The 21,267-nt window shown below is 71.0% G+C and carries 17 protein-coding genes; 10 read left to right on the top strand and 7 right to left on the bottom strand.

Translation table 11 applies throughout. The features are described 5' to 3' along the window. The first annotated feature begins 6 nt into the window (after positions 1–6). On the top strand, positions 7–1,440 hold the full coding sequence (locus ACWEOE_RS29665; protein ID WP_452014866.1) for an NAD-dependent succinate-semialdehyde dehydrogenase: 1,434 nt from the start codon (positions 7–9) through the stop codon (positions 1,438–1,440). 25 nt (positions 1,441–1,465) lie between these two features. Next, complete coding sequence (locus ACWEOE_RS29660; RefSeq protein WP_452014864.1) at positions 1,466–2,470, top strand: LacI family DNA-binding transcriptional regulator; 1,005 nt, start codon at positions 1,466–1,468, stop codon at positions 2,468–2,470. Between the two features lie 149 nt (positions 2,471–2,619). Here the strand turns inward: ACWEOE_RS29660 and ACWEOE_RS29655 are convergent, their stop codons facing one another. Beyond that, positions 2,620–3,984, bottom strand: a complete 1,365-nt coding sequence (locus ACWEOE_RS29655) for an amidohydrolase family protein (protein WP_452014862.1) — start codon at positions 3,982–3,984, stop codon at positions 2,620–2,622. Positions 3,985–4,149: 165 nt separating this feature from the next. Here ACWEOE_RS29655 and ACWEOE_RS29650 point away from each other — a divergent pair, with 165 nt between their 5' ends. The 6 genes from ACWEOE_RS29650 (at position 4,150) to ACWEOE_RS29625 (ending at position 10,851) form a co-directional block, all read left to right on the top strand. Continuing rightward, positions 4,150–5,673 carry an aldehyde dehydrogenase family protein gene (locus ACWEOE_RS29650; RefSeq protein WP_452014860.1) on the top strand — a complete coding sequence of 508 codons (1,524 nt, stop codon included), beginning with the start codon at positions 4,150–4,152 and terminating at the stop codon, positions 5,671–5,673. A 173-nt stretch (positions 5,674–5,846) separates the two neighbouring features. Continuing rightward, positions 5,847–6,740 (top strand): LLM class flavin-dependent oxidoreductase, encoded by an 894-nt coding sequence (locus tag ACWEOE_RS29645; RefSeq protein ID WP_452014858.1) that lies wholly within the window; start codon positions 5,847–5,849, stop codon positions 6,738–6,740. A gap of 175 nt (positions 6,741–6,915) precedes the next feature. Then, positions 6,916–9,195 carry a GH92 family glycosyl hydrolase gene (locus ACWEOE_RS29640; RefSeq protein ID WP_452014856.1) on the top strand — a complete coding sequence of 760 codons (2,280 nt, stop codon included), beginning with the start codon at positions 6,916–6,918 and terminating at the stop codon, positions 9,193–9,195. A gap of 84 nt (positions 9,196–9,279) precedes the next feature. Beyond that, the gene (locus ACWEOE_RS29635; protein ID WP_452014854.1) at positions 9,280–9,579 is read left to right on the top strand and encodes a hypothetical protein; all 300 of its coding nucleotides are present in this window, start codon (positions 9,280–9,282) and stop codon (positions 9,577–9,579) included. Further along, positions 9,576–9,803: a hypothetical protein gene (locus ACWEOE_RS29630; protein WP_452014852.1), complete on the top strand. Its 228-nt coding sequence runs from the start codon at positions 9,576–9,578 to the stop codon at positions 9,801–9,803. Before ACWEOE_RS29635 ends, ACWEOE_RS29630 begins: the two co-directional genes overlap by 4 nt. A 145-nt stretch (positions 9,804–9,948) precedes the next feature. Further along, the gene (locus tag ACWEOE_RS29625; protein WP_452014850.1) at positions 9,949–10,851 is read left to right on the top strand and encodes a universal stress protein; all 903 of its coding nucleotides are present in this window, start codon (positions 9,949–9,951) and stop codon (positions 10,849–10,851) included. 165 nt (positions 10,852–11,016) lie between these two features. Here the strand turns inward: ACWEOE_RS29625 and ACWEOE_RS29620 are convergent, their stop codons facing one another. Next, positions 11,017–12,225 carry a GNAT family N-acetyltransferase gene (locus ACWEOE_RS29620; RefSeq protein WP_452014848.1) on the bottom strand — a complete coding sequence of 403 codons (1,209 nt, stop codon included), beginning with the start codon at positions 12,223–12,225 and terminating at the stop codon, positions 11,017–11,019. Positions 12,226–12,366: 141 nt separating this feature from the next. On the opposite strand from ACWEOE_RS29620, the gene ACWEOE_RS29615 reads away from it, so the two are divergent. Both ACWEOE_RS29615 and ACWEOE_RS29610 read left to right on the top strand, forming a co-directional pair. Next, complete coding sequence (locus tag ACWEOE_RS29615) at positions 12,367–12,606, top strand: hypothetical protein (protein WP_452014846.1); 240 nt, start codon at positions 12,367–12,369, stop codon at positions 12,604–12,606. A gap of 294 nt (positions 12,607–12,900) precedes the next feature. Beyond that, entirely contained in the window at positions 12,901–14,562 is a 1,662-nt protein-coding gene (locus ACWEOE_RS29610) for a phospholipid carrier-dependent glycosyltransferase (protein WP_452014844.1), read from the top strand. A 547-nt stretch (positions 14,563–15,109) separates the two neighbouring features. Here ACWEOE_RS29610 and mmsB read toward each other — a convergent pair. From mmsB to ACWEOE_RS29585, 5 genes are read right to left on the bottom strand one after another with little or no spacing between them, the layout of a single operon-like run. Further along, a complete protein-coding gene (mmsB, locus tag ACWEOE_RS29605; protein WP_452014842.1) occupies positions 15,110–16,333 on the bottom strand; it encodes a multiple monosaccharide ABC transporter permease in 1,224 nt (407 codons plus the stop codon). Next, positions 16,330–17,850 (bottom strand): multiple monosaccharide ABC transporter ATP-binding protein, encoded by a 1,521-nt coding sequence (gene mmsA / locus ACWEOE_RS29600; RefSeq protein ID WP_452014840.1) that lies wholly within the window; start codon positions 17,848–17,850, stop codon positions 16,330–16,332. The genes mmsB and mmsA overlap by 4 nt, the downstream gene beginning before the upstream one ends. Beyond that, positions 17,847–18,947 (bottom strand): multiple monosaccharide ABC transporter substrate-binding protein, encoded by a 1,101-nt coding sequence (gene chvE / locus ACWEOE_RS29595; protein WP_452014838.1) that lies wholly within the window; start codon positions 18,945–18,947, stop codon positions 17,847–17,849. Before chvE ends, mmsA begins: the two co-directional genes overlap by 4 nt. Positions 18,948–18,962: 15 nt before the next feature. After that, positions 18,963–20,468, bottom strand: a complete 1,506-nt coding sequence (gene araA, locus ACWEOE_RS29590) for an L-arabinose isomerase (protein ID WP_452014836.1) — start codon at positions 20,466–20,468, stop codon at positions 18,963–18,965. A 29-nt stretch (positions 20,469–20,497) separates the two neighbouring features. After that, entirely contained in the window at positions 20,498–21,175 is a 678-nt protein-coding gene (locus ACWEOE_RS29585; protein ID WP_452014834.1) for an L-ribulose-5-phosphate 4-epimerase, read from the bottom strand. Positions 21,176–21,267 lie beyond the last annotated feature (92 nt).

The raw sequence follows: 21,267 nt of genomic DNA, 5'->3' as shown, positions 1-21,267 counted from the left end.
CCACCCGTGAAGGTCCCCGAAGAACTGTTCATCGGCGGTGAGTGGCGGTCCTCGTCCGACGGGTCCCGCATCACCGTGAGCGACCCGGCCACGGCCGGACCCATCACCACGGTCGCCAACGGCAGTGTCGAAGACGGTCTGGCCGCCGTCGACGCTGCCGCCGCGGCCCTGCCCGAGTGGGGTGCGACCGCGCCCCGCGCGCGGGCCGACGTGCTGCAGCGGGCGTTCACGCTCATGCACGAACGCGCCGACGAGCTCGCCGAGCTGATCGTGCGCGAGAACGGCAAGGCGCTGCCGGACGCACTGGGCGAGGTGAACTACGCGGCCGAGTTCTTCCGGTGGTACGCCGAGGAAACCGTGCGCGTGGCGGGCACCGTGCAGACCGCGCCGGGCGGGGCGAACCGCATCCTGGTGCTGCGGCAGCCGATCGGGGTGAGCGTGCTCGTCACGCCGTGGAACTTCCCGGCGGCGATGGCCACGCGCAAGATCGCGCCCGCGCTCGGGGCCGGCTGCACCGTGATCCTCAAGCCGGCGTCGGAGACGCCGCTGACCGCGCTCGCGATCGCCGCGATCCTCGAAGAGGCCGGTGCGCCCGCGGGCACGGTGAACGTGGTGCCCTCCACGCGGTCGGGCAAGGTCGTCGCGGCCATGGTGACCGACCCGCGCGTGCGGAAGCTGTCGTTCACGGGGTCGACGGAGGTCGGCCGCGCCCTGCTGCACACGGCCGCGGACACCGTGGTCAGCACGTCGATGGAGCTCGGCGGCAACGCGCCGTTCCTCGTGTTCGACGACGCCGACCTCGACGCGGCCGTGGACGGCGCGATGGTCGCCAAGATGCGCAACGGCGGCCAGGCGTGCACGGCGGCCAACCGGTTCTTCGTGCAGCGCGGGGTGGCGCCCGAGTTCGCGCGCCGGCTCGCCGGGCGGATGGGCGCGCTGCGCGTCGGCCCGGGCACCGAGGCCGGCATCGAGCTCGGCCCGCTCGTCAACGAGGCCGCCGTGGACAAGGTGACCGAGCTGGTCGAGGGCACGGTCCAGGCCGGCGCCCGCGTGCTCGTCGGCGGGAAACGCCCGGAGGGCACCGGGTTCTACTACCCGGCGACCGTGCTGGCCGACGTACCGGCGGGCGCACCCGTGCTCGCGGAGGAGATCTTCGGGCCGGTGGCGCCGATCGTCACCTTCGACACCGAGGAGGAGGTCGTCGCGCTCGCGAACGACACCGAGCACGGCCTCGTGTCCTACGTGTACACCAGCGACCTCGCGCGGGGCCTGCGGCTTTCGGAGGCACTGGAGTCCGGCATGGTCGGGCTCAACCGCGGCCTCGTGTCCGAGCCGGCCGCGCCGTTCGGCGGGGTGAAGCAGAGCGGGCTGGGCCGCGAGGGCGGCCACGAAGGGCTGCTGGAGTACACGGAGTCCAAGTACGTCGCCGTCTCCTGGTGACCTCCGGCCGCTCTATGCTGGCACGATGAACAGGCCGCCGACGATCAAGGACGTCGCCGAGCGGGCGGGGGTGCACGCCGCGACCGCGAGCCGCGCGCTCAACCCCGCCACGCGCGGAATGGTCAACGCGCGCACGGCGAGCCGGGTCACCGAGGCGGCCCGCGCCCTGGGCTACGCGCCCAACTCCGCCGCGCGCAGCTTGCGCACGCGCACGTCCTCGGTCGCCGGTGTCCTCGTGCCGGACCTGCGCAACCCGGTGTTCCCGCCGATCGTCCGCGGCATCGAGGACGGTCTGCGGGACGCCGGGTACATGGCGCTGGTCGGCAACACCGACGGCGATCCCGAGCGCGAACGCGAGCTCGTCACCGCCATGCGCGGCCGCCAGATCGACGGGTTCATCCTGGCCACCAGCAGCCGCTCCGCCGCGTTCGCCGGCGACGTGCCGGTGCCCACGGTGCTCGTCAACCGGCGCACCGACAACGGCGGCATCCCGTCGGTGACGGCCGACAACGCCGCGGGCATCCACCTGCTCGTGCGACACCTCGCGGACCTCGGCCACACGCGCCTCGGCCACATCGCCGGCCCGCGCGAGCTCTCCACGGGCTGGGAGCGTTACCGCGCCTACCTCGACGCCACGACGGCACTGGGCCTGGAGGCGGCCGTCGAGTTCGCCGACGCCTTCACCGAGACCGCGGGCCACGCCGCGACCCAGCGGCTGCTCGCCGCGCACCCCACCCTGACCGCGATCCTGGCCGGCAACGACCTCATCGCCCTCGGCTGCTACTCCGCACTTGCCGACCTCGGCCGCTCGGTCCCCGGCGACGTCTCCGTCACGGGGTTCAACGACATGCCCTTCGTCGACCGCCAGCGCCCCTCGCTGACCACCGTGCGCATCCCGCACTACGAGATCGGCCGTGAAGCCGCCCGGCTGTTGCTGGAGCGCATCGCTTCCCCGGCCGCGCCCGCGAAACGTGTGGTGCTGCCGGTCGAGCTGGTCAGCCGCGACTCGACGGCGGCCGTGCCGGGTTAGCGCCCGCTGCACCACGGAAAATGCCGGCGGTGCCACGGTTCGGTTTCCCGGCCCCGGGGACGGAAAAGGAAACCGCGGTCGGACCGCATCTCCACTTGCGAAAGCCCTGGCCCGCAACCGATGCGAGCCAGGGCTTTCGATGTCGGGTGTCACTCCTTGGGCAGCAGCCCGGCCCGGCGTCCCAATGCCTTCGCCCGGTCGCCGGCGCGCTTCATCAGATCCGTCACGTGCAGCTCGTCGACGCGGGTGAACCGGCCGTCGTCCAGCAACTGTTCGCCGTTCACGAACACGTGCTTGGCGTCCGTGCCGCGCGCCGCGTGGACGAAGGTCGTGAGCGGGTTGTGCACGGGGCCCGCGTGCAGCGTCGCGAGGTCGAAGACCGCGATGTCGGCCGCGTAGCCGGGCTCCAGGCTGCCGAGGTGCCCACCGGCGCGGACGGCGTGGGCGCTGTCGGCCGTGGCCATGGTCACGAGCTTGCCGAGGCCGACCGAGCCCGGGTGCTCGTGGAGCTGGTTCTGCAGCAGGCGCGTCCACTTGATCTGCTCGACCATGTCGTTGGTGAGGTCGACCATGGGGCCGTCGGTGCCGAGCGCGACGCGGATGCCGTTGTCCAGCATGTGTTTCACCGGCGTGATGCCGGCGCCGCGGGCGGCTTCGGAGCTCGGGGTGTGCGCGACGGTGCTGGCCGAAGCCGCGATGAGATCGAGGTCGTTGCCGCGCGGGTGGATGGTGTGGGCGAGGATCCAGCGGTCGTCGAGCACGCCGAGGCGGTGCAGGAACTGCACGTCGGTGCGGCCGGTCTCCAGCACCCACTTGAGGTAGCCCTCGTTGCGGGACATGGTGCCGCCCGCGATGTGCGAGGTCACGAACGTGTCCTTCTCCACCGCGAGCTCGTGCCCGCCCAGCACCATTTCCTCGGAGCTCGTGCCCAGCGCGACCCAGTGGGCCGTCGCCTCCAGCACGAACCCGACGCGGATGCGACCCTCGGCGGCACCGTCCCACTTCTCGAACGACTCGCGCGCGCTCGCGTAGCCGTCGCGGGCGTCGTGCGGCCGGATGACCTTCGCGAAGAACTGCCGGACGCCGGTGTCGGCCACCGGCCCGAGGATGGCTTCCTCGTCGGCGATCGTCGTCTCGTTCACGAGGTGGTTCACCGAACTGGTGGTGCCGCCGCGCAGCATGTCCAGCGCGGCGAGCTCACTGGCCACCCGCAGGTCGTCCACGTCGAGGTTGTCCTTGAGCGGCACGAGGCAGCCGGCGATCCACTGCTCCAGCAGCACGTCGCAACCGAGCCCCTTGCCGTAGAGGTACCAGTCGTGCTGGTGGGCGTTGATCAGCCCCGGCAGCACGATCGAGCCGGTCGTGTCGACGACCCGGTCGACCCCTTCGCGGCTCAGGGTTTCCGCCGGGCCGAGCTCGGCGATGGTCGTCCCGTCGATCAGGAGGTCGCCTCCGCCGAGAAGTTCCGGACGGCCCGGCGCCACCACGGCGCCCCCGCTGAGCAAAGTCCTCATCCGACTGCCTCCTGCCGAACTGTTGCCTCAGTGCGAACGCGGCCTCGAAGAAGCAACCGGGCCGCAAACGATTGCAATATCGTAAGAGCTGAGTACGCTGTGGTCAATGGCGGCTTCGGCTGCGAAGCACCGCAAACGTTCACAGCCCACCGAAGGGATCTCACGATGTCCGACGCCCTGGAACCCGTCCTTCCGGCCGACGGCCGTGGCCCGCTGCCGCGCACCCGCTGGGGCTCGTTCATCGGCGGCAGCTGGGTGACGCCGGAGGGCGCGCCGTCGTTCGCCGTGCTCGAACCGGCCACGGGCGGCCACCTGGCCGACGTGGTGGAAGCGAGCGACGACGTCGTCGACCAGGCTGTGCGCGACGCGCGCCGGGCGTACGAGGGGGAGTGGGGCCGGCTGACCCCGCGTGAGCGCAGTGGTCTGCTGCGCAAGGTCGCGTCCCTCATCCGCGAGCACGCCGACGAACTGGCCGAGCTCGAGGCGCGGGAGGTCGGCAAGCCGCTGCGCGACGCGAAGCGATTCGACGTGGCGTTCAGCTCCGCCGGGTTCGACTACTTCAGCGGCCTGGCCGAGACGCTCCACGGCGAGGTGCTCGACCAGGGACCCATCGAGGCGCGTGTGCACTACGAGCCCTACGGGGTGGTGGCCGCGATCCTGCCGTTCAACTGGCCGCCGATGCACTTCACGAAGAAGACCGCGCCGGCGCTTGCCGCGGGCAACACCGTGGTCATCAAGCCGGGGGAGCAGGCGCCGCTCGCCGTGCTGCGGCTCGTCGAGCTCGTGAACCAGGTCCTGCCGGCGGGGGTCGTGAACGCCGTGTCGGGCATGTCGGCCGGCCCCGCGCTCGCCGGCCATCCGATCGTCGAGCGGATCACGTTCACCGGTGCCACCAAGACGGGCCAGGCCGTGCTGCGCACCGCCGCGGAGAACCTCACGTTCGCCACGATGGAGCTCGGCGGCAAGAACGCGCTGATCGTGCTCGACGACGCCGACCTGGAAGTCGCCGTCGCGGTCGCGATCGAGGGCATGTTCTACAACCAGGGTGAGGCCTGCACGTCCACCGCGCGGATCGTGGTGCACCGGTCGCTGCACGAGGAGTTCGTGGAGCGGTTCGTGGCCGCCACCGCGAAGCTGCAGGTCGGCGACGGGCTCGACAAGGGCACGGACATCGGCGCGATGGTCGACGCCCGCCAGCAGCAGAAGGTGCTCGGCTACATCGACACGGCCGTGAAGGAAGGCGCGAAGATCGTCTTCCAGGCCGAGCTGCCGGACGACGAGCGCCTGGCCGGCGGTTTCTGGGTCCCGCCGACGGTGCTCACCGGCGTGGAACCGGACCACACCGTCGCGCAGGAGGAGATCTTCGGCCCCGTCGCGTCGATCATGGTCCACGACACCGACGAGGAAGCCGTGCGCATCGCCAACGGCACCGCGTACGGGCTCACGGCCGCGCTCATCACGCGCGATCACTTCCGCGCCTCGAACCTCGCGCGTGACCTGCAGGCCGGCATGGTGTTCGTGAACAACTACGTCCGCCGCTCCTTCCTCGGCTCGCCGTTCGGCGGCGTGAAGGGCAGTGGGTTCGGCCGGGAGAACGCCGCCGAGACCCTGCACGAGTTCGTGCGGGCCAAGAACGTGCGGTTCCCGTCGGGCCGTGGGCCGATCCCGGTGTGGCCGCCGGTCGACTGACGCCGATCGGATCCGAGCGTAGCCGCAGGTGGTGATCGACGGGGAGGTCCGGCGGCGCCGGGCCTCCCTGATCCGATCGCGACAAAAATTGACGCTCCGCCGAATAGCGAGGTGCCCTCGGCTGTGGGCATAGTCCTTGACGGTAATGACTGTTGACTTCGACGGAGCAGCTCGTGCGTGACGACCTGGTGTTCGGTGTCGCGCTGACGCCGAGCACCGACCTGGCGGCCAACCGGGCCTTCGCCGCGGCCGCGGACGACGGCGGCCTCGACCTCGTCGGCATCCAGGACGCGCCGTTCGCACCCGACCAGCTGGACACCTTCGTGCTGGCCGGCGACCTGCTGGCGGCCACGGGCCGGATCTCCGTGTTCCCCGACGTGGCGAGCCTGCCGCTGAGGCCGCCGGCGCTGCTCGCGAAGACCGCCGCGGCGCTGGATCTCGTGTCGGGGGGCCGCTTCGAGCTGGCGCTGGGTGCCGGTGGGTACTGGGACGCCATCACCCAGCTTGGGGTGGCCCGCCGCAGTCCGCTCGAGGCGAACGGCGCGCTCGAGGAAGCGGTCACCGTGCTGCGGGCGCTGTGGGCGCCCGGTGGTGCGCCGATCCGGTTCGACGGGCAGTACTACTCGCTGTCCGGAGCAAGTCCGGGGCCGGCGCCCGCGCACCCGATCGAGATCTGGATCGGTGCACAGGGCCCGAAATCGCTCGGGTTGACCGGCCGGATCGCCGACGGCTGGGCGGCGCCGATCGCCTCGTACCTCCCCTATGAGAAGTGGGCCGAGGCCCATCGGACCCTCGACGACGCGGCCGTGGTGGCGGGCCGGGACCCGCGCGCCGTGCGCCGGCTCGTCCAGCTCGTCGGCACTGTCACGGAGACCCCGGGCCGGCCGCAGGTCGAGCAAGGGGCCGAGCCCGTGCGCGGGACCGCCGCGGAGTGGGCCGAGCTGCTGGTGGACGTGGCCGCGAAGCATCCGTTCACCGGCTTCGTGTTCATGCCCGAGGACAATTCCGCGGCCCAGGTGGCCGTGTTCGCGCGGGATGTCGTCCCACAGGTCCGGCAGCGGTGGTGACCGCGCGGTCCGTAGTGCGGTCGGCGCGAAGTCCACTGTGGAGGACCGGGGTGGTGTGTGGCGGACAAACGAGTGGACAGAAAACATCACACATCCGATGTTTGCTTGACCCAGCTCGTCTTGTCGCCCAGTGTGGTCGGCGTCAACTGCACGAGCCTCCGGAAGGCAACGAAGCATGAGCGACGCGGGTTCTCTGTCCAGACGCGGATTTATGGTCGGCACGGGCGGAGTGGTCGCCGTGGCGGCGCTGCCCCGTGCGGCCGTCGCAGCCGCAGCCCCGCCCCAACCGGTGGATTCCGTCGACCCGATGATCGGATCTGTGACGACCGCCGCCGACACGGCGTGCGGTAAGACGTTCCCCGGCGCGGTCGCGCCGTTCGGCCTGGTGCAGCTGAGCCCGGACACCGTCTCCGGTGGGGACAACGGCAGCGGCTACTCGGCCGAGATGACCACGATCGAGGGCTTCAGCTTCCTGCACATGTCGGGCGTCGGCTGCTACGGCGACCTCGGCAACCTCCAGGTGCTGCCGCAGACCGGCCCCCTGGTGATCGGCCGTGACGAGGCGAAAAGCCCGTACCGCAAGGAAACCGAGATCGCGCGCGCCGGCTACTACGCCGTGGAGCTCGACCGCTACCGCGTGCGCGCCGAGCTCACCGCCGCCGAGCGCGCCGGGCTCCTGCGCTTCACCTTCCACGACGCCGGCACCGGCCGCGTCAAGGTCGACCTCACGCGCCGCATCGGGCCGGACGGCTCGCACTCGATCGCGCAGCACGTGCGCAAGGTCGATGCCACCACGATCGAAGGCTGGATCCGCTGCGACCACACAGGTGGCGGCTGGGGCTGCGGCGCGCAGAGCCCCGCGTACACCGTGTACTTCACGATGGAGTTCCACCAGCCGATCTCCGTGTTCGGCACCTGGGACGGCACCGACGTGCGCACCGACCTCGGCCGGCGCGACGGTACGCAGCTCGGGTTCTTCGTCGAGTTCCCCGTCCACGCCGGCCAGCAGGTGCCCGTGCGCGCGGGCGTGTCGTTCGTCGACCTCGACGGCTCGCGCCGGAACCTCCGCCACGACGTGGCGAGCTGGAACTTCGACACCGTGGCGGCCGGGGCGCGCCGCACGTGGTCCGACGCACTGGGCAAGGTGGCTGTCGAAGGTGGCACGGCCGAGCAGCGCAAGATCTTCGAAACCGCGCTGTACCACTCGATGATCGACCCGCGCCTGTTCGGCGACGTCGACGGCCGCCACCGCGTGGGCGACACCGCGCCGGTGCGCGACGGCGTCACGCACCGCACGCTCTTCAGCGGCTGGGACGTGTTCCGCGCGCAGTTCCCGCTGCTCACCATCATCGACCCCGACGTGGTGCAGGAGACCATCTCCTCGCTGGTGTCGCTGACCGACCGCGGCCTCGCGAAGGGGCTGGCCAGGTGGGAGCTGCTGGGCAAGGACACCGACACGATGCTCGGCGACGCCGCGATCAACGTGATCGCCGAGGCGTATCTCAAGGGGCTGCGCGGGTTCGACGTCGAGAAGGCCTACCGCTTCTGCCGTGAGGTCGCGCTCGGTCCGGCCGACCGGTCCAACCGCACCGACTTCGCGAACTGGACCTCGCTCGGGTACTGCGTGACCTACAGCCTCTCCTCGACAGTGGAAAACGCGTACTCTGACTACGCGCTCGCGCGGTTCGCCGAAGCACTGGGCAAGAAGGACGACGCGAAGCGCCTGTATGCGACTTCGCAGAACTACCGCAACCTCTTCAACACCGACGCCGGCTGGTTCCGCGGCCGCAACGCCGACGGCACCTGGATGGGCGACGGCGACGGGTGCATCGAGAGCAACCCCGAGCAGCAGGGCTGGTTCGTGCCCCACGACGTCGGCGGGATCGTCAAGCTCGTCGGCGGGCGTCAGGCTTTCGTCGACCGGCTCAACGGCATCTTCGAGAACACGCCGCCGGACGTGATGATGAAGTGGAACGAGTTCTACAACCACAGCAACGAACCCGTTCAGCAGATGCCCTTCATGTTCACCTACGCGGGTGCACCGTGGCTCACTCAGAAGTGGTCGCGGTACGTCTGCGAGCACGCCTACCGCACCGGCGCCACCGGTCTCGCGGGCAACGACGACGCCGGCCAGATGTCGGCCTGGTACGTACTGGCGGCGGCGGGCTTCTACCCCGTCTCGCCCGCCAGCGGCGTGTACATCATCGGCAGCCCGGTGTTCGACCGCGCCCGGTTCGCGACCGGCCGGGGGAGGACCTTCACGGTGCGGGCCGTCGGCAACTCGGCCACGAACGTCTACATCTCGTCGGCGACGCTCAACGGAAAGCCGCTGCGCCGCGCGTGGCTCACCCACGACGAAGTGGTGCGCGGCGGTGAGCTGGTGCTGCGCATGAGCGCCACGCCGAACCGCACGTGGGGCGCCGGCGCACTGCCGCCGTCACTCACGCCGGCGTGAGCTCGCTGACTGTCGTGGTTGTGCTCCCGGATCGCCGCTGATCCGGTGCCGCTCCGGTCCACTGTGAACAACGGCCCTCGTGGGGTGGTGGACCGGGGCGGGCATCGCGGCTGCGCGGTGCGGCGGCGGGCGCCCGCCTCCCGTGGTGGTGAACGGACCGATGCAGGCGCTGCGGTGATGATCGATGTGACAGCCGTCGACGTGGCCGGCGAAGGCTTCCACGGCGGCGGAATCGCCCGGTTCGCCTTCGGACTTGTGGTGATCTCGGCGCCTGACAGCGAGAACGAGCACCCCGGGTGGGACGCCGCGGCACAGAACGTTCACGTCGGCGAGGACTCGCTCTACCTGGGAGTACGCGAGGCGGCGAACGGGCGATCGGCGTGACGTGCGTCGAAGAGCCCGCGGACAGCAGCGGCCTCGAACTCCCGCATCGTGGGGAAATCGAACTACCTCGCCAATCCCTGGCGATCTACGACCCGAACGGACAGCTTCGGCTCGAGCTGCCGGTCGAACGGGTGCTGAACCGGGTGTCGATCTACGGCGACGGCGGAGAAGAGCCGTCCCGGATACTGGTGGTGCTCGGGGATCCGGCGGTGCCGCTGGCGTGACCCGGCGCGGCTGCCTCCCCTGCAGCCGGCCCGACACACCCCGGCCGAAAGTCACCCGGACGAGGGTCCCTTGGCCACCTCCGCCGCCATCCCCCGCCGATTACAGTCCGAACCACCCCCCAGCCGACCCGAAGGCAGGCACGCCATGACCTCCACGCCCACCGATGTCGTCGTCGGGATCGACGAGGGGGAGTCGTCGGTGATGGCGGTGCGGTGGGGGGCCCGGGTGGCGCGGGAGAGGCGCCTCGGGTTGCGGCTGGTGCACGCCGTGGACGAGATTCCGGAGACGTATCCGCACGCGGCGCCCACGTATGAGGACGCGCAGCGGTTCGTGGGCGCGCGCGGGGACCGGGTGCTCGAGCGGGCCCGGGCGGCGGCCGCGGAGGTGGCGCCCGACGTGGCGGTGCAGGCCGTGCTGCGGCCGGAGCAGCCGGCGGCGGCGTTGCGGGCCGAGTCGGCCGGTGCGGGGCTGCTGGTGCTGGGCACGCAGGGCCTGCACCGGCTGCGCAGGGTCGTGCTGGGGTCCGTGTCGGTTTCGCTGGCGGCGCACGCGGAGTGCCCGGTGGCGTTCGTGCGGGCGCACACCGCCGAGGACGAGCCGCCGACCGAGGGGCCGGTCGTGGTCGGCGTGGACGGGACGCCCGTGGGCGAAGTGGCGATCGCCGCCGCGTTCGAGGAGGCGTCGTGGCGTGGGGCGCCGCTGATCGCCGTGCACTGCTGGAAAGAAGGGTTCCTCGCCGCGGTGATGGAGGAGGCCGGGTCCTCCGGCGACGCCGACGCCATCGAGGCCCACGAACGTGAACTGCTCGCGCAACGCCTCGCCGGCTGGCAGGCCAAATACCCCGACGTGCCCGTCCAGCGCGTGGTCGTGAAGCAACGCCCGGCCGACGGCCTGCTCGACTTCGCCGACCGCGCGCAGCTGCTGGTGGTCGGCACCCGCGGCCGCGGCGGGCTGGCCGGGCTGGCGCTGGGCTCCACCAGCCAGAGCGTGATCTCCTACGCGCTGTGCCCGGTCCTCGTCGTGCGCAACCCCGACCTGCAGGACTGATTTCGCCGAAGCACCGCACCCGGCGACGCCAGTGGCTACGTCCGGGCCTGGAGTGTCCACTGTAGAACCAGCCGGGCGCGGGCGATGCTGCACCCGGTCCGCCACACCACAGCCCCGAGGACAGGGGCGGCCGAGCAGCCCGCGTGCCTGGCCCGCCCGCGATGATCAGAACCAGTGCAGACAGTGCGGCTCGCGCTCGGTCCGGAAAACCGCGTCGGCGGCAGCGGCCGCGCCCGGGTGGTGGGCGCGGATGTGCCCGGCCCGCACGAGCGTGCTCGGCGCAGTGCCCCCGAGGTAGAGCGAGCCGAGGTCCCGCACGTCCAGTGACAGGTCGGGCACCTGATCCGTCGGCACGCACTCGGCCCGGCCGTCGCGCACGGTCAGCCGGTGGCGGTGGTGCTCGTCGAGGAACGGGTCGGTGACGTCGAGCACGAGCTCCCCGTCGGCGAACCAGCCGCGGGCGGTCAGCGCGCGCGGGACGTCCAGCAGCCGCACCCACAGCCAGTCGGTGTCACCGCTCACCTCGCCCGCGCGGAAGTCGGCGAGCTGCCAGCGCAAGGGGTGCGACGGCGGTACATGCTTGAACACGACCCGGGCCATGAGGTCGTGGTCGAGCAGAAACCGGGCCAGGGCCGTGAAAACGGTGTCATCGGACGTGATGGTCTCGTCGACCGTCAGCGTGTCGGGCTCGTCGAGCGAGTAGCTCGCGTAGCCGTCCGGGACACCGTCGGCACCGCGGTGCACGGCGATGTAGCGGGGCGCCGGCGCGATCGGCGGCTGTCCGGCGCGCAGGGCCCACCACCAGTGCGGCCGCGACAGCGCACCCGGCTGGGCGCGGCGGTAGCGGTCGTAGACGTCTTCCAGGATCTCGAGGCAGTCGGCCCTGCGCAGGACCTCGATCGACCCGGTGTCGGCCGCCGCACCCCCACGGGTCACGGCGAGGGGGTGGCGGCTCGGCACCGTCAGCCGGCCGGTGCAGGTCGCGGGCCCGTAGCCGAACCGGCCGTAGATCGGGGCCTCCGACGCCAGCAGCACCGCCAGCACCTCCCCGCGCGCCCGCAGATCGGTGAGCTGGTGACGCATCATCGCGCTGAGCACACCCCGGCGCCGATGCGTCGGCAGCACCCCGACGGCCGTCACCCCGGGCGCCGGCACCACGACGTCCCCGGGCAGCGTCAGCTCGAACGAATGCGCCGCCGCCGTGCCGACGGGCCGTTGGTCCAGGCTGGCCAGCAAACCGCGATCGGGCTCGAGCGACGACAACCACGTCCCGCCTCCGTCTTCGTCGGGCGTGCCCGGGAAGCGCGCGAACGCGGTGTGCACGGTGGCGACGAACACGTCGAAGTCCTGCTCGGTCGTCGCGCGGATCTCCACTGCAGTCGGCTCCTCGGGTCGGTGGCTCGTCGCGCCACACTGCATCGGGGGAACGAAGCCGGGTCAACCGAATTACCGGGACCGGTCCCGGCGCCGCGGCGCTGACGTCCGCCTCGGCGTCAGCACGAACAGGGGGTCACGATGGCGGACCGTCCCCGGGCCGAGGTCGTGGGTTGGCTGTTCGTGCTGATCGCCGCCGGGGTGGCGGCCGTCGCGGGCGGGCTCGTCGCGCATGGGCTGGAGCACCTGCCGTCGGTGCCGGCCGTCGCGCTCGCGGCCGTCACCGGTCGCGATCGTGGCCGCCGGGTTGGTCGTGGCGCGCCTGACTGGGAGCACGGCCGACCGCCTTGGGGCGAACATCAGGTGCTGTTGCTTCTGTAGGGCCGCCCTGGCCTCTCGGTGTGGGCCGTGCTCGGCATCGGAGCGGGGTTGGGGTGGCGGGAAGGGGCCATTGCGGCGGTCGCGCTGTCTCCGGGCGGGGGAACTCGGGCGGTAGCGCGCACGGATCGGGTTCGCCTGCCCGGACGAAATCTCACCGCCGGTGTCGTGATCCCGGCCGTAGCGCTCTTGCTCACGCCAGGCCTCGGCTTCGTCGTGCGTCAGCACCCCGGTCGTGCCATCGCACGAGACGTAGCATGGCTCCTGACCTGCTCTCTCGCACGGAAGGAAACCGGGGTGCCGCCGCCGACGAGCCCGCTGACGAGCGTGGCCGAGGTGACCCCCGGGAGCCCGGCCAGGTCCCCGTGGCGGCGGTGGGCACTGGCGCTCATCGGCTTCGTGTTGCTGGCCCAGATGGCCTTCGCGATGGTCACCACGGCCGTCGAGCAGACGCCGACCATCGACGAGCCCGTGTACGTCGGTGCGGCCGTCGTGTACCTCGACCAGCACAGCCTGCGCTACAACCCCGAGCACCCGCCGCTGGGCAAGCTGATCATTGCCTCGGGCGTGGCGTTCGCGGGCGTGCACCTCGACCCCGCGTTCGCCGGTGACGAGACCCAGCTCGGCCGTCAGGTGGTCTACGAGTCGGGTGCCGACCCCGGCGAGGTGATGCTCCTGGCGCGGTTGCCGATGATCGTGCTCACGCTGCTGTTCGGCCTCGTCGTGTTCGCGTTCGCGCGGGACCTCGCCGGCCCGGTCGGCGGGCTGATGGCGCTCGCGCTCTACGCGTTCTCGCCCGACGTCATCGCCTACGGGTCGCTCGCCACGCTCGACGTGCCGATGGCCGGGTTCCTGCTCACCTCCGCCTGGCTCGTGTGGCGCGCCCGGCGCCGGCCCGCCGGGTACCTGCCGCTCGCGGGACTCGCGCTCGGCGCGGCCGTTGCGACGAAGATGAGTGCCCTGCCCGCCGTACCGGTGGTGCTGCTGCTGGCCGCGTGGTCCGTGTGGCGGTACGACCGGACCCGCGACGCAGCCGCGAAGCCGCTGCGCCTCGTCGCCGCGGTCGTGGGGGTGGCGGTGGTCGCCGTGGCCGTGGTGTGGGCCGCCTACCTCGCCGTGGATCCGCGGCTGCGCTGGTCGGCCCCGCCGGGTCTCCCGGCCTTGAACGGTGTGCGCGCGCTCGCCGACTGGCTCCCGCTGCCGCGGCCGTACCTCGACGGCATGCACCTGCAGTTCGGCTTCGAGGACCAGGTGTGGAGCGGCTTCTTGTTCGGCCGCCTGTACTTCGGTGCGCTCTGGTACTACCTCCCGGCCGCGATCCTGGTGAAGACCCCGCTCGCCACGCTGGCGCTGTGGCTCGCGGGCATCGCCGGGCTCCTCGCGATTCCCCGCCTGCGCCCCGCGGCGCCGTACCTGCTGATCCCGTCCGCCGTGCTGCTCGCCGCCGCCATGACCGGCAGCCGCGACTTCGGCGTCCGCTACACGGTGTTCCTCCCGATGTTCCTCGCCGTCGCGGCGGCCGGCCTGGTCGTGCTGCGGCGCCACTGGGCCCGCATCGGCGCCGCCGCGCTCGTCGCGTTCACCGCCGTCAGCTCGCTGCTCACGTTCCCGTACTACCTGCCCTATTCGAACGAGGCCTTCGGCGGCCCGGCCGAAACGCACCTGCGCTTGCACGATTCGAACGTCGACTGGGGCCAGGACCTCGGCCGCCTCGCCGAGCGCCTGCGCACCCGCCACCCGGGAGAGCGTGTGTGGCTGATCTACAAGGGCAGCGGCGTGCCCGCGGCCTACGGGATCACCGCCGCCGACCCGCTGCGCGTGCCATCGGATCAGGTCCACGGCCTCCTCGCCGTGTCCGACTCCTCGATCGCCAAGGCCGACGCCCACCTGAAGGCACTTCTCGCCACCAGCACCCCGATCGACGAGGTCGGCCACTCCATCACGCTCTTCCGGCGGTAGCGGCCAAGCGCCCTGTCGCCTGGCCGCTACCGGCCCCAGGCCGTGTCCTCAAAGTGGGTGAGGGTGAGCTGCTTTGCTCTTGGGTTGTGGTGCGTAGCCATGAGTTGACCGATGAGCGGTGGCAGACGATCGCGCCGTTGCTTCCCGTGTCGGGTGCGACGGGGCGTCCGCGGGTTGATGACCGTCGGGTGCTCGACGGGAGGTTGTTCAAGGCCGAACCGAGGTGGTGGCCGGGTCGTGCGGCGGGCACAGCGAGCCGGATGCGGCAAGGGCTACCCCAGCCGCGCTATTCGCTCCTCCCTGCACCGACGGCACATCCCGGCGACCATCCCCGAGCGCCATGACCCGCAGGCCAACCGACGCCGCGGCCGGACCGGTGGGCGCCCACCGGTCCGGCCTCCTCGCCCGCAAACGCCGCAACATCGTCGAACGCTGCGTAAACCGTCTCGAGCGAATCCCGCGCCATGGTCACCCGATTCGGCAGGACCGCCACCTGCCCCCACGGCATGCTCGACCCGGCCGCCCTGCTCATCTGGCTTTGAGGACGCTAGGCCGTGCCCCGGCGTTTCGTCCAGATGTCGTACGCGACCGCCGCCAGCAGCACCACGCCCTTGACCAGCATCACCCGCTCGCTCGGCGCGCCGATCAAGGACATCCCGTTGTTGATCACCGCCATGATCAGGCCACCGGTGATCGCGCCGACGACCTTGCCCACACCGCCTTGCACCGCGGCGCCGCCGATGAACGCCGCCGCGATCGCGTCCAGCTCGAAGTTCACGCCGGCGGTCGGGCCGGCCTGGTTGAGGCGCCCGGCGAAGATGATCCCCGCGAGCGCCGCCAGCACGCCCATGTTCACGAAGATCCAGAACGCCACCGACTTGACCTTGACGCCCGAGAGGGTCGCGGCCTGGAGGTTGCCGCCCACCGCGTAGATGTGCCGGCCGAACACCGAACGCCCGGCGACGAGCGAGTAGCCGACCACCAGCACGGCCAGCAGGATCAGCACCCACGGCAGGTTCTTGAACCGCGCGAGCTGCACCACCACGGCGAGCACCAGCACGGCGGCCCCGGCCACCTTCGCGACGAACACCGGGTACGGGTCCACGTCCTGCCCGTACCCGAGCCGCGCGGAACGCTTGCGCTGCTGGGTGACCGCGATCGCGGCGACCGTGAGCACCCCGACGATGAGGCTCACCAGGTCGGCGCCGCCGAGCGGGCCGAGCCCGATGTTGCCCAGGTAGCCGTCGGTGAAGCCGTTGGACAGCGTGCGGATCGCGTCGGGGAACGGGCCGATGCCCTGGTTGCCCAGCACGGTCAGGGTCAGCGCGCGGAACGCCAGCATCCCGGCCAGCGTCACGATGAACGCCGGGATGCCGAAGTAGGCGACCCAATAGCCTTGCCACGCCCCGATCACCGCGCCGGTCACCAGCGTGATGAGCACGGCGAGCGGCCACGGCACATGCAGGTTCACCATCAGCACCGCGGACACCGCGCCGGTCATCGCGACCACCGACCCGGCCGAGAGGTCGATGTGGCCGGAGATGATCACCAGGATCATGCCGATCGCGAGGATCAGCACGTAGGAGTTCTGCACGATGATGTTGGAGATGTTCTGCGGCTCCAGCAGCGCGCCGCCGGTGAGCACCTCGAACAGCACCACGATCAGCGCGAAGGCCACGTAGATCCCGCTCTGGCGCGGGTTGATCGAGATCCGGCGGCCCGCGGGCGCGGCCGGTGCAGTGGCGGGCCGGGCCGTGTCCGTTGTGGTCATGGGCGTTCCTTCGTCATGTACTGCATCAGCAGCTCCTGGGTCGCGTCCGCCCGGGTGACCTCACCGGTCACCCGGCCCGCGGACAGCGCGTAGATCCGGTCGCACAGGCCGAGCAGCTCCGGCAGCTCGGAGCTGATGACCAGGACCGCCTTCCCTTGTGCGGCAAGGGAGTTGATGATCGTGTAGATCTCGAACTTCGCCCCGACGTCGATGCCTCGGGTCGGTTCGTCGAGGATCAGCACGTCCGGGTCGGTGAAGATCCACTTGGCCAGCACCACCTTCTGCTGGTTGCCGCCCGAGAGCTTCCCGGTCACGCTGCGCACGGTCGGCGCCTTGATCCGCAGGTCGCGCCGGAAGCGCGCGGCGGTGTCGTGCTCGGCGTGTTCGTTCACCCAGCCGCGGGGCGCCAGCTTGCCCAGCCCGGCCGCGGAGACGTTGCGCTGGATGTCCTCGATCAGGTTGAGCCCGTAGCGCTTGCGGTCTTCGGTGGCGTAGGCGATGCCGTGCCGCACGGCGTCGCGGACCGAGTGCACCTCGATCGGCACGCCGTCCTTGATCAGCCGACCCGAGATGCCGGTGCCGTAGGAGCGCCCGAACACGCTCATCGCGAGCTCCGTCCGGCCCGCGCCCATCAGCCCGGCCAGGCCGACCACCTCGCCGCGCCGCAGCGAGAGGTTGGCGCCCTCGACCACGACCCGGCCCGGCTGGGTGGGGCTGTGCACGGTCCAGTCCTCGATCCGCAGCACCTCCTCGCCGATGTCCGGCTCCCGCGGCGGGAACCGGTGCTCCAGGTCGCGCCCGACCATTCCGGTGATCAGCCGCTCCTCGGTGAGCCCGGCCGCGTCGAGCGTTTCGATCGTGCGCCCGTCGCGCAGGATCGTGACGGTGTCGGCGATCGCGATCACCTCGCCGAGCTTGTGCGAGATGATCACCGACGTCACGCCCTCGTCGCGCAGCCCGCGCAGCAGGTCGAGCAGGTGCGCCGAGTCGTCGTCGTTGAGCGCGGCGGTCGGCTCGTCGAGGATGAGCAGCTTCACCTGCTTCGACAGCGCCTTGGCGATCTCCACGAGCTGCTGCTTGCCGACGCCGAGGTCGCGCACCGGCGTCACGGGGTTCTCCGCGAGGCCGACGCGCCGCAGCAGCTCGCCGGCCTCGTGGTTGGTGCGGTTCCAGTCGATGAACCCGCGCCGCGCCCGCTCGTTGCCGAGGAAGATGTTCTCCGCGATCGACAGCTGCCCGCACAAGGCGAGCTCCTGGTGGATGATCACGATGCCGCGGCGCTCGCTGTCGCGCACCGAGCCGAACGCGCACTCTTCACCGTCGAACCGGATCTCGCCGTCGTAGCTGCCGTGCGGGTGCACGCCGGAGAGCACCTTCATCAGCGTCGACTTCCCGGCGCCGTTCTCCCCGCAGATCGCGTGGATCTCCCCGGCGCGCACGGAAAGGGTGACGTCGGCGAGCGCGGTGACCCCGGGGAAGGTCTTGGTGATCCCGCGCATGCCGAGCAGTTCCGTCACTTCAGCTGCCCCGCGGTGTAGTAGCCGGAGTCGAGCAGCTCCTTCTGGTAGTTGCTCTTGTCCACGACCACGGGCTGCAGCAGGTAGGAGGGCACGACCTTCTTGCCGTTGTCGTAGTCGGTGGTGTTGTTGACCTCGGCCTTGCCGCCCTTGAGCACGGAGTCGGCCATCTTCACGGTGACATCGGCGAGCTTGCGGGTGTCCTTGAAGACCGTGGAGTACTGCTCGCCGGCGATGATGGACTTCACCGACGCCACCTCGGCGTCCTGCCCGGTGACGACCGGGTAGGGCTGGCCGGCGGAGCCGTAGCCGTTGCTCTTGAGCGCCGAGAGGATGCCGATCGAGAGGCCGTCGTAGGGCGACAGCACGCCGTCGACCTTCGCGCCACCGCCGTAGGTCTTGGTGAGCAGGTCCTCCATGCGCCGCTGCGCGGTGGCCGGGTCCCAGCGCAGGATCGCGGTCGGCGCGAACGTCGTCTGGCCGCTCTTCACCACGAGTTTGCCGCTGTCCATGAGGGGCTTGAGCACGGACATGGCGCCGTTGAAGAAGAACGTGGCGTTGTTGTCGTCCGGCGAACCGCCGAACAGCTCGATGGTGAACGGACCCGGTCCGGTGCCCAGGCCCTTCAGCAGCGAGTTCGCCTGCTCGACCCCGACCTTGTAGTTGTCGAACGTGGCGTAGTAGTCCACGTTCGGGCTGTTGAGCAGGAGTCGGTCGTAGGCGATCACGGGGATCTTGTGGTCGGCGGCTTCCTGCAGCTGTGTGGTGATCGCGGTGCCGTCGATGGAGGCGATCACGAGCAGCTTCGCGCCCTTGGTGATCTGGTTCTCGATCTGGTTGACCTGCGTGGGGATGTCGTTCTCGGCGTACTGCAGATCGACCTTGTACCCCAGCTTTTCCAACGCGGACTTGATGTTGTCCCCGTCGTGGATCCAGCGTTCCGACGACTTCGTCGGCATCGTGACGCCGACGAGCGCGCCGGCCGACGAGCCGGCGGCCGGCGCCTGGTCGGCCGTCTTGACGCTCGACCCGCACGCGGCCAGCGTCAAGGCCAGCGCGGCAGCGAAAGTAACTCGGATCCCTCGGCTGAACTTCATTGTTCGTGCTCCTTCCTAGAAGCCCTGGGCGAGCCGGTGGTAGGCCTGGTTCCAGCGAATGCGGTCGGCGAAGGCCGACGGGGTGGTGTCGGCGTCGATGGTCAGCAGCTCGACGCCGAGCAGGTCCGCGAAATCGCGCAGCGTCTCGATCGGCGCGGCCTGGGTCAGCACCGTGTGGTGGGGTGCGCCGGCGGTGATCCACGATTCGGCCGAGGTGGCGAGCGAAGGCGCGGGCCGCCACACCGCGCGGGCGACCGGCAGCCGGGGGAGCGGTTCGTCGGGCGGGACGACCTCGATCTCGTTGGCCACCAGGCGGAAGCGGTCGCCGAGATCGGCGAGGCCGAGCACCACGCCGGGGCCGGGCGCGGCGTCGAACACCAGCCGCACCGGGTCTTCCCGGCCGCCGATGCCGAGCGGGTGGATCTCGCACGACGGACGGGCGGCGGCGATGCTCGGGCAGACCTCCAGCATGTGCGCGCCGAGGATCTTCGGCGCCCCGGGGCCGAAGTGGTAGGTGTAGTCCTCCATGAACGACGTGCCGCGGCCGGTGCCGGTGCCCATCGCCTTCACCGCGGCGAGCAGCGCCGAGGTCTTCCAGTCGCCTTCGCCACCGAAGCCGAAACCGTCGGCCATCAGCCGCTGCACGGCCAGGCCCGGGAGCTGGCGCAGGCCGCCGAGGTCCTCGAAGTTCGTGGTGAACGCGCCGAAGCCGCCGTCGCCGAGGAACCGCCGCAGCCCCAGCTCGACCTTGGCGGCGTAGCGCAAGGCGTCGTGGCGCGCGCCGGCTTCGGCGAGCTCGGGCACCACCGCGTAGGCCTCGGCGTACTCGGCCACCAGCTCGTCGGTGTCCTTTTCGGACACGGCGTCGACGAGCGCGACCAGGTCGTTCACGCCGTAGGTGTTGACCGAGACGCCGAAGCGCAGCTGGGCCTCGACCTTGTCGCCTTCGGTCACGGCGACGTCGCGCATGTTGTCGCCGAAGCGGGCCAGCCGCAGCTCACGCAGGTGGTCCGCGCCGATCGCGGCGCGGGCCCACGCGTCGATCCGGTCCACGACGAGCGGGTCGCCCGCGTGCCCGGCCACGGTCTTGCGCGGCACGGACAGCCGCGTGAGCACGTGCCCGAACTCGCGGTCGCCGTGCGCGGCCTGGTTGAGGTTCATGAAGTCCATGTCGATGCTGCGCCACGGCAGCGCTTCGTTGAGCTGGGTGTGCAGGTGCAGCAACGGTTTGCGCAGTGCGTCGAGCCCGCCGATCCACATCTTGGCGGGGGAGAAGGTGTGCATCCAGGCGATCACGCCGACGCACTCGGAGTCGGCGTTGGCCTCGAGCAACAGCCGGCGGATCGCCGCCGCCTCGGTCAGCACCGGTTTGCCGACGAGCTCGGCCGACAGCCGTCCGGTCGAGGCCAGCAGCCGCTGGATCTCCAGCGACTGCCCGGCGACCTGCTCGAGGGTCTCCTCGCCGTAGAGCGCCTGGCTTCCCGTGAGGAACCAGACCTGGGGTTTGTTCTGTGAAGCCATTTTTCTCCTCGTGTCCTGCGCGGGGTGGCTCAGCGCTGGCCGTAGACGTTCTGGTAGCGCGCGTGGAGCCGGTCGACGTCCTCGGGCGGCAGTGGCGTGGGCGCACCCAGCTCGAAGGCCTTGTGGACGGTCCGGGCGACGTCCTCCACCAGCACGGCCGCCTTCACCGCGTCGCGCGCGGTGCGCCCGACGGTGAACGGGCCGTGGTTGCGCATCAGCACCGCCGGTGAACGGCTGGCCTTGAGGGTCTCGACGATGCCGCGGCCGATGGAGTCGTCGCCGATCAACGCGAACGGCCCGACCGGGATCTCGCCGCCGAACTCGTCGGCGATCATCGTGAGCACACAAGGGATCGGCTCACCGCGCGCCGCCCACGCGGTGGCGTAGGTGGAGTGCGTGTGCACGACCCCGCCGACCTCGGGCAGATGCCGGTAGACGTAGGCGTGGGCGGCGGTGTCGGACGAGGGCGCGAGATCCCCGTGCCGCAGCCGCCCGTGCAGGTCGGTCACGACCATCGTGTCGGCCGAGAGCTCGTCGTAGGAGACGCCCGACGGCTTGATCACCATCAGCTCGCGCCCCGGCACGCGCGCCGAGACGTTGCCCGCGGTCCAGGCGACCAGCTCGTAACGGGTGAGCTCGCCGTGCAGGTCGGCCACCGTCTGGCGCAGTTCGGCGACGGTGCCGAGCAGTTCGTCGGTCAGCGACATGACTGTCCTACCTTTCGAGTACGGGTTTGATCTGGTCGTTCGTAGGATCGGAGGACCCGGGGGTTTCGGGTATGGCTGTCATGACTGAGCCG

The sequence above is a fragment of the Amycolatopsis sp. NPDC004368 genome, from assembly GCF_053602515.1.
The sequence above is the reverse complement of the archived record's forward strand: the minus strand, read 5'-3'. Positions and strand labels throughout refer to the sequence as shown.

Excerpts from the sequence above, each read along its gene's own strand:
- ACWEOE_RS29660 (WP_452014864.1), top strand. The coding sequence starts at position 1,466 with ATGAACAGGCCGCCGACGATCAAGGACGTCGCCGAGCGGGCGGGGGTG.
- ACWEOE_RS29655 (WP_452014862.1), bottom strand. The coding sequence starts at position 3,984 with ATGAGGACTTTGCTCAGCGGGGGCGCCGTGGTGGCGCCGGGCCGTCCG.
- ACWEOE_RS29650 (WP_452014860.1), top strand. The coding sequence starts at position 4,150 with ATGTCCGACGCCCTGGAACCCGTCCTTCCGGCCGACGGCCGTGGCCCG.
- ACWEOE_RS29640 (WP_452014856.1), top strand. The coding sequence starts at position 6,916 with ATGAGCGACGCGGGTTCTCTGTCCAGACGCGGATTTATGGTCGGCACG.
- ACWEOE_RS29625 (WP_452014850.1), top strand. The coding sequence starts at position 9,949 with ATGACCTCCACGCCCACCGATGTCGTCGTCGGGATCGACGAGGGGGAG.
- ACWEOE_RS29615 (WP_452014846.1), top strand. The coding sequence starts at position 12,367 with ATGGCGGACCGTCCCCGGGCCGAGGTCGTGGGTTGGCTGTTCGTGCTG.
- mmsB (WP_452014842.1), bottom strand. The coding sequence starts at position 16,333 with ATGACCACAACGGACACGGCCCGGCCCGCCACTGCACCGGCCGCGCCC.
- chvE (WP_452014838.1), bottom strand. The coding sequence starts at position 18,947 with ATGAAGTTCAGCCGAGGGATCCGAGTTACTTTCGCTGCCGCGCTGGCC.
- araA (WP_452014836.1), bottom strand. The coding sequence starts at position 20,468 with ATGGCTTCACAGAACAAACCCCAGGTCTGGTTCCTCACGGGAAGCCAG.
- ACWEOE_RS29585 (WP_452014834.1), bottom strand. The coding sequence starts at position 21,175 with ATGTCGCTGACCGACGAACTGCTCGGCACCGTCGCCGAACTGCGCCAG.